Below are 13,961 nucleotides of genomic sequence, written 5' to 3' on the forward strand. Positions count from 1 at the left end.
TTATGACAGCCAGAAAAAGGAAAAAGAAGAAATACCGTATGTTCTGGTTTTTGGCAAAGATGCAGCTTGTTCTGCTTCTTGCAGTGATCGTGGGAGCATGCTGGTATTATTTTGGCGGTTACGCAGAAGAAGTAAAGGACTTAAAGACGCAGGCGGTGGAACTGGTGCGTTATTCCAATAAAGAAACATTTAAAGCTAACCAGACCAGTATTGTTTATGCTTCCGATGAAAGCGTGATCTCTACACTAAAAGGTGGAAAAGATTCTTATTATCTTTCGATCACAGATATTCCAAGTAATGTGATATGTGCAATTGTCAGCATAGAGGATAAAAAATTTTTCCGGCATAATGGAATTGATTACCGGGCGCTTGTACGTGCGGTAAAGGCGATGATCGAAAATGGAGAGGCGACGCAGGGCGGCAGTACGATCACAATGCAGCTTGCAAGAAATATTTTCTTAAGCCAGGAAAAAACATGGCAGAGAAAAGTTGAGGAAATGTATATTGCAAGAGAACTTGAAAAGAAATATACAAAGGACGAAATTCTCGAATTTTATCTTAATAATATTTACTTTGGAAACGGATATTATGGGATTCAGTCAGCAAGCCGCGGGTATTTTAACCGGGATGTGCAGGATCTTGATCTGTCAGAGCAGGCATTTTTATGTGCTATTCCCAATAATCCGACGCTTTATGATCCTGTTACGAATATCACAAACACCTACAAAAGAAGAAACCGTATTTTAAAAAATATGCTTGATGATGGAAAAATATCCCAGACTTCATATGATAAGGCGTTAGGTCAGGTAATCGCATTAGACCGCCCGGAGGCACTGGCAAAAAATGATTATGTAGAGACTTACACTTATTACTGTGCAGCAAGAGCACTAATGGAAAATGAAGATTTCCATTTTCAATATCAGTTTTCTTCGGAAGATGAAAAAGCAAAATATGATGAAGCATATGAGACGCTTTATAATGAATGCCAGAAAAAATTGTATACTGCCGGATACCGGATCTACACATCATTTGACCTGAATTTACAGCAGGAACTGCAGGACTCTGTAAATGATGCGCTTGCTGGTTTTACGGAGGTCAATGATGAGGGTGTATATGCGTTGCAGTCTGCAGCGGTCTGCATTGACAATGACAATGGTTATGTCAGGGCGATCGTGGGTGGAAGAAGCCAGGATTTTTCCGGGTATACGTTAAACCGTGCATTTCAGAGTTACAGACAGCCGGGGAGTGCCATTAAGCCGCTCACGGTCTATACACCTTCTTTTGAACGCGGTTATACGCCGGATTCGGTAGTTAAAGATGAGCCGATCGAGGACGGTCCAAGAAATGCAAACGGATCTTATTTAGGACAGATCACAGTACGGACTGCAGTGGAAAAGTCTGTCAATACGATCGCATGGAAATTATATGAGGAGCTGACACCGGAAGTAGGTCTTTCTTATCTTGAAAACATGAATTTTGCAAAACTTGATGCCAATGATTACAGACCGGCAACGGCGCTTGGCGGATTTACAAATGGTGTGTCTGCGCTAGAGATGGCATCCGGTTACGCAGCGATTGAAAATGATGGAAATTACCGGACACCGACCTGTATCGTTAAGATATTAGATGCGGATGGCAATGAAGTTTATGCATCTGAACAGACGGAGGAGACTGTGTATAAACAGAACGCAGCGCGCATGATGACAGATGTTTTAAAAGGTGTTATCACAAGCGGAACGGCACATGGACTCGGACTTGGCAGTATGCCATCAGCTGGAAAAACAGGTACATCCAACGATCAGAAAGATGGATGGTTCGTAGGCTATACGAGATATTATACAACCAGCGTGTGGGTGGGGTATGATATGCCCAAAAAACTTGACAAACTCATGGGATCAACTTATCCGGGTACGATCTGGCAGAAGTTTATGTTAAAGGCGCATGAAGGGCTTTCTCCGATGGAGTTTCTGCCATATGCGCAGGTGTCGGATGAGGTTCATGTATTCCGTCAGGAAGATACGGAAGAAAATCCGGATCAGAACGTGGATGAAAATGCCGGGCAGGAGCAGCAGGCGGATGACCAGCAGCCACAAGACCAACAGCCACAGGAGCAGCAACCACAGGATCAACAGCAGCAACAGGAACAGCAGCAACAACAAGACCAGCAGCAACAGGAGCAGCAACAGGAACAACAGCAACAACAAGACCAGCAGTCACAGGAACAGCAACCGCAGAATCAACAGCAGCAACAACAACAGCAGGAGCAACCAAATCAGCAGTCACAGGAACAGCGGCCACAGGAACAGCAGCAACAGAATCAGTAGCAGACAGATATAACAGTCCTGACAGAATATTGTGAGGTCAGAAATACCCCTTGGAATTGGCAGGTATCCGGAAGCCTGGATACGTATCAAAGATCCATAAGGGGTATTTTTTTGTAAATGCTAAAAATAGTGCACCATTTTAAAAATCAGGTATCTGTTTTATACCCTATGCGGATGGTAACATAAAAGCATCTTAAGAAACGAACCAAATGGGAGGGTTTTAATCATGAAGAAAAAAATTGTTACATCAATTCTTGCAGCAGCAATGTTAGTTTCCATGGCAGCCGGATGTGGAAACAACACAGCAGACACCAGTACAGGTACAGATAATTCCGCAGGAACAAAGACAGAGAGTCAGGCAGCGGGAACGGAAAACAAATCAGATGCAGCAGATACAGCCGATTCCGGAGAAGCAGTTACTTTAAGATTATTCTCCAATCTGCCGGATCGAAAGAACGGACAGGGACTTGTAGAGCAGACGATCATTGATGAGTACATGGCTGAAAATCCAAATGTAACGATTGAGGTTGAGGCACTTGATGAAGAGTCTTACAAGACAAAATTTAAAGCATATGCGATGAACGGCATGCCGGACGTTGTAAGCATCTGGGGACAGCCATCTTTCTTAGATGAAGTCCTTGATTCCGGTGTTCTTGCTGAGTTAAATGAGAGTGACTATTCTGATTATGGATTTGTATCCGGTTCACTGGATGGATTTAAGAAGGACGGAAAATTATACGGACTTCCAAGAAATACAGACATCATGGTTTTCTATTACAACCAGAAAATGTTTGAGGACAATGGCTGGGAAGTACCGACCACTTATGATGAACTGCTTGACCTTGGTAATAAGATCAATGCAGCAGGAATCGTTCCGGTAGCAATGGATGGTGGTGACGGCTGGGTACTTGCATGTTACATGCAGGATCTGATGGTACGTTTAGAGCAGACACCGGCAGCAAAAGTTTCCGATGCGATCGCAAATGCAAACTTCCAGGATGAACTGTTCACCAATGCAGCACAGTTATTGCAGGATACTGCAGCTTCCGGATTATTCCAGACAGGATTTGATTCCCAGGATTATGGTACGGCACAGAACCTGTTTACAAACGGTCAGGCAGCAATGTTTTACATGGGAAGCTGGGAAACATCTATGGCATTAAATGAGGATATTCCAGAGGATGTCCGTGAAAATATCAGAGCATTTGTAATGCCATCCGTAGACGGTGGAAAAGGAACACAGACAGACTTAGCAGCATGGAACGGCGGTGGATATGCAATTTCTTCTGAATCAGAGCAGAAAGAAGAGGCTGTTAAATTCTTAAATTATATGTATCAGCCGGATAAATTATCCAAATACGGCTGGGAAGATGGTGTCGGACTTTCAGCACAGGATCAGAGTGCTTATTTAACAGGCAGCGAGACAGAACTTCAGCTTCAGATCATGGATCTGTTAAAGAACGCAACCAATATTTCCGGAACACCGATCAACGACTGTGGTTCCTCCACATTTAAGACAATGATCGAGACAGATATCCAGAGCCTGTCAAACGGAACACAAAGCGTCAGCGATTTTCTTGCAACATTGGAAAAAGCTTGTGAATAATCAATGAAAAAGGGGCTGCTGCAATGTGAGCTGAAAGTGGTAACTGCAGCAGCCTTTTTATAAAAAGGAGCCAATATGAAAAATTTGTACAGTAATAAAATGGTGATTTTCAGTCTGATCCTGCCGGGTATCCTTGTATTTTTATTCGCAATTTTAGCACCGATCTGTTTAAGTGTTTATTATGGTTTTACGGATTATTCCGGTATGGGGACAGCAAAATTCATTGGGATGAAAAATTACATAGACCTGATGCACGACAAATCATTTGGCAGGTCATTACTTAACTCATTGCTGCTTGCAATCGGATTTATCTGCATCCAGCACCCGATCGCAATCGTGGTAGCAGCAGTACTTGATAAACTGCAGGGAAAAGCAGAAGGATTTTTCCGCTGCGTATATTTTATACCGAACGTTATTTCCGTGGCAGTCATTGCCTATCTTTGGAAATTTATATACAATCCGGATTTCGGACTGCTCAACAATATTTTAAAAATTTTTGGCTATCAGGGAAAAGTCAATTGGTTTTCTCAGGAAAACGCGATATGGTCAGTGCTGATCGTACTGATCTGGCATGGATTTGGATGGGGCATGCTCATTTATTACACTGGAATTAAAAATATCGATCCGGTGCTCTACGAGGCAGCATCCATCGATGGTGCAGACTGGAAAACAACATTTTTCAAGATCACACTGCCGCTCATGAAACCGGTCATCCAGATCAATGTGACAATGGCGATCATTTCCGCATTAAAACAGATGGAGACGGTTTATCTATTGACAAACGGCGGACCTGGCGATTCTACGCAGTTTGCAGCTAACTATCTGTATCAGCAGGCATTTAAGTCATTCCGGTATGGATATGGTAATGCCATCGGTGTTGTATTCATCATCATATGTATTCTTGTAACTGTTGGGCTTAATACGATTTTCCGTGACAAGAATACGGATTAGGAGGTGCATGATGAAAGTTAGTCAGAAAATAGGCAAGGTACTGCTCTGGGCCATTTTAATATTTGTGGCAGTCATTCAGATATTCCCTTTGATATGGCTTTTGGATTTTTCACTTGCGAGCAGTACGGAGATGTTTACGAACGGTCTTTTGATCATTCCGGAAAAAATACAGTGGGGAAATTATGTAACAGCATTTGTAGACGGACATTTCCTGCTCTACTTAAAAAACAGTATTGTGATCAACACTCTTGCAGTATTGCTGGTAATCATCATTTCCATTATGGCTGCATATGCGATCCGCAGAATGCGCTGGAAACTGAGCGGATTTGTAAAAACACTTTTACTGCTCGGTATGATGATCCCGATCCATGCGACACTGCTTCCGAACTATAAGATTTATAACGCAGTCGGACTTACCGATACGATCTGGGCGCTTCTGATCCCATATGTGGCTTTTTCGCTGCCGCAGGGACTGTTCTTAATGACCGGGTTTATTGATTCAATCCCGTGGGAGTTAGAGGAAGCAGCAGTCATGGATGGCTGCAGCATTTACCGTATCGTGTTCCAGATCATTACGCCGATGTTAAAACCATCGATCGCAACCGTTGCGATCATGACGTTTTTAAATAACTGGAATGAATTTATCATGGCAAGTACTTATTTAAGCAAACCTACATGGAAGACACTTCCGTTCTCCGTATTAGAGTTTACCGGACAGTATTCTTCAAATTATGCGGTACAGTTTGCAGTAATGGCACTTACCGCGGCACCGGCAGTTATTGTTTACATTATTTTAAATAAACACATCACAAAAGGTGTTGCAATGGGAGCTGTAAAAGGCTGATATGCAGACGCAAATGAAGATTATCATGTGGAAGGAATGAGTGTGATATGAGACAGAAAATTCGAAATATGAATATCCGGAAAAAACTGGTATTTTACAGTTACCTCATTATCACACCCATCCTCCTTCTGATCAGCAGTATCATGTTTGTCAGAAATTACAGAAAAAATGTAAAAGAGGAACAGGAGCAGTACCTAAAAAGTGTCGAAAATCTTTCCGAAGGGATTGACACTATGTTAAATGGTCTGTCAGAACTCGGAACATATATCTGTATCAATCAGGATATTCTGGATATTCTCGCAGAACAGGATTCCGGGAAATTAAACATGGATTCCCAGTTATGGGTCCATGAGGCACCGATGCGTACCATTGAGGATATGATCGCATTGAGCGGACAGATCAAGACACTGGCAATTTATCCGGAAAACGGAGTCAGACCATATCTGCGTTGTATGGATGCAACGGCATATCTTGATGATATTGGAACAGTACGGTTACAGGATACCTATCAGACGGCACTAAAAAAACGCGGAAAAATGTTTTTCCGGTCTGTCGGAAAAGGAAGCAGCGATACTTATCAGGCAAACCGTACTGAAAAAATCGTCATGTACCGGGAAATCTATAACCTTTCAAAAACAAAACCGTTAGGTTATCTGGTGGTCGGTGCAGATAAACAAAAATATACGCAGTTATGCGAAAATTCCCTGCCGATCAAGTCGGCAGGGCTTGTTGTAGTCAATGAAGAAGGAGTGGAACTGTTGCGGGCCGGAAATATTGATGAAGATGCTCTGCGTGATGTCATGGAAGAAAAATGTACGCCTGAAAATGTGGAAGATCATTTTATTTATACGTATAAAAGTAAAGAAACCGGAACAACCGTCTATGAGATGATCCATAAAGATGATGTGAGAAGTCAGATTTGGGATATTGCAGCAGGGCCGCTCGCACTGCTTGCCGGTTTCTTTTTAGGGCTGTATCCGATCCTTGCCCTGGTTTCTGATATTGTATCAAAACCATTAAAGAAACTCTGCAAAGCAATGGAGTCCTTTGAGCAGGGGGATTTCTCACAGAAAGTGGAAGTGATGACCGGAGACGAAGTCGGAGAGGCGGCAGCCTGCTTTAACCAGATGGTTGAAGCAATCCATGAGCTGATCAATACCAATTATGTTATGGCATTAAAAGAAAAGGAAAGTGAATTAAATGCCCTGCAGGCACAGATCAATCCGCATTTTCTTTATAATACTTTAGATTCGCTGTACTGGCAGGCAGTGAATGAAGGAGATGAAGGGATTGCGGATGACATTATAGCGTTGTCAAATCTGTTTCGTCTGGTGCTTGGTCAGGGAAGAGGAATCATCAGTGTTGAAAATGAAAAATCATTGGTCGAGCAGTATCTGCATCTTCAGAAAATGCGTTTTTCCGATAATCTGGAATACAAAGTTGAGATGTCAGATGAAATCCTGGAACGAAAAATACCAAAGCTGATCTTACAGCCGTTTGTGGAAAATGCAGTGGTACATGGATACGAAAAGACCGGAGAACGCTGTCTGGTCAGTGTGATGGGATGGCATGAGGACAACTGGCTTATATTTAAGATCAGTGACGACGGAACCGGTATGACAGAGACACAGTTAAAGGAAATCTGGGAAGTACCGGATGAAAAGCGCTATGCAGGCCAGAGGATCGGGCGTTATGCGATCCGCAATGTAAAAGAAAGATTGGATCTGATGTATCATTCAAATTTTGTATTGGAAATTGAGAGCAAACAGGGAAAAGGAACCTGTGTGACGATAAAGATTCCATGGAATATCTGATTCCACAGTGAGAAAAATACGAAAGAACGGAGGTTTTGTAATGGGAATTAAATTACTGATCGCAGATGATGAAGATGTTGTGAGAAATGGCATTACAAAATATATCCAGCTTCATACCGACCGCTATGAAAAAATTTATGGTGCAAAAAACGGACAGGAAGCACTGGACTTTATTTTTCGTTACCGACCGGACATTATGCTGCTTGATGTACAGATGCCAGTGATGAATGGCATAGAAGTCATGCAGGCGGCACACCGCGGGGGAATTTTGCCAAACACGATTATTTTAAGCGGTTATGATGAATTTCGTTATGCGCAGCAGGCGGTGCGGTTCGGGGCGCGTGAGTATATGTTAAAGCCGAGCCGTTCTTCTGATATTTTAAAAAAGATCAATGAACTGGCGGATGATGTATTTGGACCGGAAAATGAGGAACCGCCTGTGATCATCCAGAAAAACCAGCTGGTAGAACTGGCAAAAGAATATATGGATGAACATTATTTTGAAAACCTGTCGTTAAACGATATTGCAGGAAAAATCGGAATCAGTCCGGCATACCTTTCGAGCCTGTTTTCACAGCAGGCGGGTATCACGCTGATCGATTATCTGAATGAGGTGCGGATCGACCATGCCTGTGTCTATCTGGAACAGAATTTTTTCAAAACTTATGAGATCGCTTACAAGGTGGGATTCCGGGATGAAAAGTACTTTTCCAAGGTATTCCGCAAGGTCATGGAGATGTCTCCGTCGGAATATAAAAAGAGGAGTAAATATGGATACAAGAAACCCTTGATGAAGGCTTGACATACAAAATTGGAAACGTTATCATTAGCTTAATATGAGCAAAAACAATAGCGTGGCAGGCGTTTTGCTGCGAAAATACTGGAGGATTGAAAATGAAAAAGTATGCATTTGGAATTGATGTTGGGGGAACTACCTGTAAGATTGGATTTTTTGAGACAAGCGGAAAGCTGATCGATAAATGGGAGATCAAGACCAATACTGAAAATAACGGAGCAGCGATCTTGTCTGATATTGCACAGGCAGTGGATAATAAACTGGCGCAGGAAGGCATCAGTAAAGATGATGTACAGGGTGTTGGAATCGGTGTTCCGGGACCGGTTAAGAGTAATGGTGTGGTAAACCGCTGTGTAAACTTAGGCTGGGGCATTGTTAACGTTGAGGAAGAGCTCGGAAATCTGACAGGTCTGAAAGTCAAAGCAGGAAATGATGCGAACGTTGCAGCTTTAGGAGAGATGTGGCAGGGTGCAGCAAAAGGCTGTAAAGACGTTATCATGGTAACACTTGGAACCGGTGTCGGCGGCGGTATCATCGTAGATGGAAAAGTCGTTGCAGGATTTAATGGTGCAGGCGGTGAGATCGGACATATCACCGTAAATCATGATGAGATCGAGGCATGTACCTGTGGACAGTACGGCTGCTTAGAGCAGTATACTTCCGCAACCGGTATCGTTCGTGTGGCAAAGAGAAAACTTGCTAAGACCAACGATGAGACAAGCCTTAGAAACTTCCCGGAACTGACTGCAAAAGATGTGTTTGATGAGGCTAAGAGCGGAGATGCAGTGGCACTTGGTTTAGTGGATGAAGTCTGCGGAATCTTAGGATCTACCTTATCTAATATTGCATGTGTGGTTAATCCGGAAGTTGTTGTTATCGGTGGCGGTGTTTCCAAAGCAGGAAATATTCTGATCGAGAGCATCCAGAAACATTTTGTGGAGACATCCTTCCATGCCTGCCGCAATACAAAGTTTGTAATTGCAGGACTTGGTAATGATGCCGGAATGTATGGATGTGTGCAGATGCTGTTGGACTAATCAGTTTCCAGATCTGAAGTTGTATAGCTTTTCCGGTATTCCCCCGGAGTCGTATGGAACTGTTCATAAAACATGCGGCGAAATAATTTATAATTGGTAAAACCATGACGTTCTAACAGCTCCTTTAGAGGAATATCTGTGGATGTCAGGTCGTGATAGATATGGGATAGCCTTATTTCATTTAAGTATTGAAAGTAGGTGACTCCCATATTTTTTTTGAAAAAATGACAGAAATATTCTTCCTGAAAACAGGCTATGTTTGCAATTTGAGAGAGAGAGATAGGTTCATTATAATGTTCCCTTGTATAAGTCAGAATCGGATCTAAGCGTCTGAAGTTTTTTACATCTTTTTTGACACTGGAGCTTTCCACCTCTCTGGCAAAATTGTGATAGAGAAGATAGAGCATTTCAAAGAGCAGACTGTTAAAACGCAGCAGACCACCTCTGGGCTTGATCTGGTAGACAATCTGCATCTGCTTTACGACCTCGATCAACTGGAGCTGCTTGGTTTTCTGAATTGGATTGGTCGTGTGACAGTCGAAACCAAATACATAGGAATCTACATTCGGAATATACTTCTGTAAAAATTGGTAAGGAAACTGCAGCAAAAGGGCGTGGTTTCCGTTGATTGATTTTGTCGAATGGGGAAGACGTGAATCAATCAGGTAAATATCACCGGGCAATAACACGGTGGTCTGGTGGTTCATGGTAACATTTACTTCGCCGTCAATAATGTACATCATTTCTATGGCAGTATGCCAGTGCGTGGCAACAAAACTGCTCTTATCATTAAATTCCCAGAAAAAAATATCAAAACCGTCAGTGATACGGTCCTGTTCGAAAATCGGATCATTTTTTGAGTCTGACATGAGTTTTTCTCCTTTTTTGTGCAGTAACACGATTAAAATACTGCCTACTATGTTCAGTATAATGGATACTATGAAAAAAAGCAATATTGACCTATTACAAGACAGAATAGGCGCTTGTTAGAGTATTATGCGAATGGTAAGATAATTACTGTAATTAGTACAGACCAAACAAAAACAGGGAGTGGAACTATGGGAAAAAAGAAAGAAAATATACCAAAATTGACCTGTAAAGAAAAAAGAAAGGCGTATGCGCATGATTTTAAAAAGCAGCTTCCATTGCAGGTTATGGTCATACCGGGAATTATCTTTATGATCATTTTCTGTTATTGGCCAATTTATGGGCTGACCATTGCATTTAAGAGTTATACAGTTGTCGATACGATCAATTCGGCAAGATGGGTTGGTCTTGAAAATTTTAAGATCGTGGCGACGGATAAATATTTCTGGCAGTCGGTTGTGAATACACTTGGAATCAGTTTTTTAAAACTTTTGATCGGATTTACAACACCGATCATGCTCTCCATCATGATTTATGAACTGCGGGATGGCCCATTTAAAAGAGTGATCCAGACGATCTCCTATCTGCCACATTTCCTTTCCTGGATCGTGCTGGGTGGTATGCTGATCAACTGGCTGTCAACGACAGGACTTTTAAACCAGATCCTTATGGCGTTTGGAATGGTAGGTACACCGAAAAATTTCCTGCTGGATTCCGGGAAATACTGGTGGATCGCATCCTTATCCGACACCTGGAAAGAGGCAGGATGGGGAACGGTGCTCTACCTTGCAACGATGGCGGGAATCGACCCGACCTATTATGAGGCGGCAAAGATGGATGGTGCCGGAAGAATGCGCCAGATTTTCAGTATTACACTGCCGCTTATGAAAACGATCATCAGTCTTAATTTTATTCTGACTGTGAGTGGGCTTTTAAAATCCAATTTGGATCAGACATTAGTTCTTATGAATTCACAAAACCAGGTAAGAGCAGAAGTCATTGATTCTTATGTTTATCGGATGGGTATGACACAGGGAGATTTTTCCTATGCGACTGCGGTAGGACTTGGCGTATCGGTCGTATCTGTGATCTTACTTGTGACAGCGAATAAGATTACCGGGAAGATTAATGAAGAATCAGTATTGTAAATGGAGGCATATATGGGAAAAACAAAACGATACACAGGAGACAGGATATTTGATTTTGTGAATACGGCAATTATTCTGATACTTACAGTTTTGATACTGGTGCCGCTGTTGAATGTGGTTGCGTCTTCTTTTGCGGGAAGTACGGCATTAGCGGAGGGAGGATTTATCTTCTTTCCAAAAGAGTGGTCATTAGACAATTACAGAGCAGTGTTTAAGGACACTTCCATCTGGCAGGCATTTTTGATTTCAGTTGCAAAAACAGTGCTCGGTGTGGTCACGCATGTATTTTTCTGTGCGATGGTCGCATTTGCACTCAGCAAGCGGGATTTGCGGGGACGAAAACTGTACACGGTAATGGGAATCATCACGATGTTTTTTTCGGGCGGCATGATTCCAACTTACCTGTTGATGAAACAGCTCGGACTTTTAAATAATTTTATGGTGTACATACTGCCACAGCTTTTCAGCTATTATGACGTTGTCATTCTGATGAACTTTTTCAGACAGGTTCCGGCATCATTGGAAGAATCTGCAAAAATTGATGGCGCCGGTGTATGGAGAATTTTTCTTACGATCGCAATGCCATTATCAAAACCGGCACTTGCAACGATCGCACTTTTTAATGGCGTATACCAGTGGAATGATTTTATGACTGCGAAATTATATATGACAGATAAAAGCCTGTACCCAGTACAGATGAAGATTTATGAGATCATTGTACAGCAGCAGGCACAGAGCATGAACAGTATCGGAAATGTTGCACTTTCCACGACATCGAAAGGAATACAACTTGCAACAATTGTAGTTACAACAGTACCGATCATTATTATTTATCCGCTCTTACAGAAACATTTTGTATCAGGAATGATGCTTGGAGCGGTCAAAGAATAATTGTAGTAGAAAAGGAGAGAGGAACATGAAAAAATCAATGTGGAAAAAAGGAATGGCAGCTGTATTTGCAGCGGCGCTTGCAGTGGGGACACTTGCAGGCTGTGGCGGGGGATCAAAACAGACAGATGCAGGACTGACACAGACCGGCGAGGACGGAGTTGTAGAAGGTGGACGTTATACGCTAGATGAAAACACACCGGCATGGAAATCAGACACCAAAGAAAATACAAAACTGACCTGGTATGTGAATGCAGAATGGTGGAACACCGACTGGGGAAACGATGTGGTGACAAAAAAGATCAAGGATGACTTAAAACTGGATGTGGAATTTTTAGTCGGTGATGATACGAAACTGAATACATTTTTTGCCGGTGGGGATATGCCGGATATTATTACCGTTTTTGACAGCAACTCAAGTGTGGCACAGAAGGCAGATACCTGGGCATATGCACTGCAGGATCTTGCAGATAATTATGATCCATATTTTTACAAGGTGGCATCGGATCAGACCTTAAGCTGGTTCTCGATGGATGACGGCAAGACCTATGGATATCCTGATTATTCCAATACACAGGAGGATTATGATGGTGGCGATATTTTCGCAAAAACAGCATTTGTGATCCGGAATGATGTGTATGAGGCGCTCGGTAAGCCATCTATGGGAACACAGGAAGAGTTTCTTAATGTACTTGGAGAAATTAAAGAGAAATACCCGGATCTGATTCCACTTGGTTTTAACAACTTTGAGACAGACGGAACAAGTTCTCTTGGCGATGTATTACAGGATTTCTTAGGGGTTCCGATCGCAAATGATGACAATACATTCTATGATAGAAATATGGATGAGGATTATCTGTCGTGGATTAAAACATTCAATGAGGCATATCGTGATGGTTATATCAGCGATGACAGTTTTACGGATGACAACACTGCATGGCAGGAAAAAGAAAGTATTGGTAAATATGCCTGCATTATGATGGATGGTACGGTGCAGCAGTCTGGTTTCCTTACCACGTTTGCAAGCTCAGATCCGGATGCAGCTTATATTGCAATCGACGGACCGCAGAGTACAAAAGGCAATGCACCGAAACTTAATCAGGCAGGAATCAGTGGATGGATGATCACATATGTTTCTAAGACCTGCAAGGATCCTGCAAAAGCAATCCAGATATATACCTACCTTTTAGATGATGACGGTCAGATTCTTACTAATTACGGCATTGAGGGAGAGACATATGAGATCAATGCAGACGGTAAATATGAACTGACAGAAGCAGCAAAAGAATTGCGTGACAGTGATAACGACCGCTTTAAAAAGGAGATGCGTCTCGGTGAGTTTATCCCATTCGGACATGACCGCTATAAAGCATTGAGCGATGATGCATACCCGGATGCAGTAAAACAGATGCAGGAGTGGGGCATTGGAAAATTATATCCGCATTTTATCCTTGAAAATACTGATCCGGATACCGGAAGCAATGAGGCGCGTGCATACAGTGCGATTAAAACTAACTGGGCGACCACTTTAGTTGGTATGATCCGAGCAAATGATGATGCAGAGTTTGACAGTATTTTAGAGGCACACAAACAATTCCGTGCAGATAATGACTGGGATGCGATTGTAAAAGAACGCAATGAAAAAATGCAGAAGAATGCAGAAAAATTAAATACAAAATAGGAGAG

At 42.3% G+C, this 13,961-nt stretch carries 11 protein-coding genes; 10 read left to right on the plus strand and 1 reads right to left on the minus strand.

Going from position 1 to position 13,961, the window contains the following annotated elements:
* Positions 1-2 precede the first annotated feature (2 nt).
* The 7 genes from DXA60_RS10695 (at position 3) to DXA60_RS10725 (ending at position 9,372) form a co-directional block, all read left to right on the plus strand.
* Positions 3-2,324 (plus strand): transglycosylase domain-containing protein, encoded by a 2,322-nt coding sequence (locus DXA60_RS10695; protein WP_117921188.1) that lies wholly within the window; start codon positions 3-5, stop codon positions 2,322-2,324.
* 226 nt (positions 2,325-2,550) lie between these two features.
* A complete protein-coding gene (locus DXA60_RS10700; protein WP_117921189.1) occupies positions 2,551-3,930 on the plus strand; it encodes an ABC transporter substrate-binding protein in 1,380 nt (459 codons plus the stop codon).
* A gap of 75 nt (positions 3,931-4,005) precedes the next feature.
* Positions 4,006-4,881: a carbohydrate ABC transporter permease gene (locus tag DXA60_RS10705; RefSeq protein ID WP_117921190.1), complete on the plus strand. Its 876-nt coding sequence runs from the start codon at positions 4,006-4,008 to the stop codon at positions 4,879-4,881.
* A gap of 10 nt (positions 4,882-4,891) precedes the next feature.
* On the plus strand, positions 4,892-5,725 hold the full coding sequence (locus DXA60_RS10710; protein WP_330414646.1) for a carbohydrate ABC transporter permease: 834 nt from the start codon (positions 4,892-4,894) through the stop codon (positions 5,723-5,725).
* A gap of 47 nt (positions 5,726-5,772) precedes the next feature.
* Complete coding sequence (locus DXA60_RS10715) at positions 5,773-7,539, plus strand: sensor histidine kinase (RefSeq protein ID WP_117921192.1); 1,767 nt, start codon at positions 5,773-5,775, stop codon at positions 7,537-7,539.
* Between the two features lie 40 nt (positions 7,540-7,579).
* Positions 7,580-8,341 carry a response regulator transcription factor gene (locus DXA60_RS10720; RefSeq protein WP_117921193.1) on the plus strand — a complete coding sequence of 254 codons (762 nt, stop codon included), beginning with the start codon at positions 7,580-7,582 and terminating at the stop codon, positions 8,339-8,341.
* 92 nt (positions 8,342-8,433) lie between these two features.
* A complete protein-coding gene (locus DXA60_RS10725) occupies positions 8,434-9,372 on the plus strand; it encodes an ROK family glucokinase (protein WP_117921194.1) in 939 nt (312 codons plus the stop codon).
* Here DXA60_RS10725 and DXA60_RS10730 read toward each other — a convergent pair.
* The gene (locus DXA60_RS10730) at positions 9,369-10,241 is read right to left on the minus strand and encodes an AraC family transcriptional regulator (protein WP_117921195.1); all 873 of its coding nucleotides are present in this window, start codon (positions 10,239-10,241) and stop codon (positions 9,369-9,371) included. The two genes, DXA60_RS10725 and DXA60_RS10730, sit on opposite strands and share 4 nt — an antisense overlap.
* Positions 10,242-10,430: 189 nt before the next feature.
* Here DXA60_RS10730 and DXA60_RS10735 point away from each other — a divergent pair, with 189 nt between their 5' ends.
* Genes DXA60_RS10735 through DXA60_RS10745 form a run of 3 tightly spaced genes read left to right on the plus strand, consistent with a single transcriptional unit; the run spans position 10,431 to position 13,956 of the window.
* Positions 10,431-11,387 carry an ABC transporter permease gene (locus tag DXA60_RS10735; RefSeq protein ID WP_117921196.1) on the plus strand — a complete coding sequence of 319 codons (957 nt, stop codon included), beginning with the start codon at positions 10,431-10,433 and terminating at the stop codon, positions 11,385-11,387.
* A 12-nt stretch (positions 11,388-11,399) separates the two neighbouring features.
* On the plus strand, positions 11,400-12,278 hold the full coding sequence (locus DXA60_RS10740; RefSeq protein ID WP_117921213.1) for a carbohydrate ABC transporter permease: 879 nt from the start codon (positions 11,400-11,402) through the stop codon (positions 12,276-12,278).
* Between the two features lie 25 nt (positions 12,279-12,303).
* Positions 12,304-13,956 (plus strand): sugar ABC transporter substrate-binding protein, encoded by a 1,653-nt coding sequence (locus tag DXA60_RS10745; protein WP_117921197.1) that lies wholly within the window; start codon positions 12,304-12,306, stop codon positions 13,954-13,956.
* Positions 13,957-13,961 lie beyond the last annotated feature (5 nt).

Origin of the sequence: Roseburia sp. OF03-24 (assembly GCF_003463035.1) — a bacterium.
Classification (GTDB): Bacteria; Bacillota; Clostridia; order Lachnospirales; family Lachnospiraceae; genus Roseburia; species Roseburia rectibacter.

What these genes read in the sequence shown, in the direction of transcription:
- DXA60_RS10715 (WP_117921192.1), top strand. Translation starts at nt 5,773, where the DNA reads ATGAGACAGAAAATTCGAAATATGAATATCCGGAAAAAACTGGTATTT.
- DXA60_RS10700 (WP_117921189.1), top strand. Translation starts at nt 2,551, where the DNA reads ATGAAGAAAAAAATTGTTACATCAATTCTTGCAGCAGCAATGTTAGTT.
- DXA60_RS10705 (WP_117921190.1), top strand. Translation starts at nt 4,006, where the DNA reads ATGAAAAATTTGTACAGTAATAAAATGGTGATTTTCAGTCTGATCCTG.
- DXA60_RS10710 (WP_330414646.1), top strand. Translation starts at nt 4,892, where the DNA reads ATGAAAGTTAGTCAGAAAATAGGCAAGGTACTGCTCTGGGCCATTTTA.
- DXA60_RS10720 (WP_117921193.1), top strand. Translation starts at nt 7,580, where the DNA reads ATGGGAATTAAATTACTGATCGCAGATGATGAAGATGTTGTGAGAAAT.
- DXA60_RS10730 (WP_117921195.1), bottom strand. Translation starts at nt 10,241, where the DNA reads ATGTCAGACTCAAAAAATGATCCGATTTTCGAACAGGACCGTATCACT.
- DXA60_RS10745 (WP_117921197.1), top strand. Translation starts at nt 12,304, where the DNA reads ATGAAAAAATCAATGTGGAAAAAAGGAATGGCAGCTGTATTTGCAGCG.
- DXA60_RS10735 (WP_117921196.1), top strand. Translation starts at nt 10,431, where the DNA reads ATGGGAAAAAAGAAAGAAAATATACCAAAATTGACCTGTAAAGAAAAA.
- DXA60_RS10740 (WP_117921213.1), top strand. Translation starts at nt 11,400, where the DNA reads ATGGGAAAAACAAAACGATACACAGGAGACAGGATATTTGATTTTGTG.
- DXA60_RS10725 (WP_117921194.1), top strand. Translation starts at nt 8,434, where the DNA reads ATGAAAAAGTATGCATTTGGAATTGATGTTGGGGGAACTACCTGTAAG.
- DXA60_RS10695 (WP_117921188.1), top strand. Translation starts at nt 3, where the DNA reads ATGACAGCCAGAAAAAGGAAAAAGAAGAAATACCGTATGTTCTGGTTT.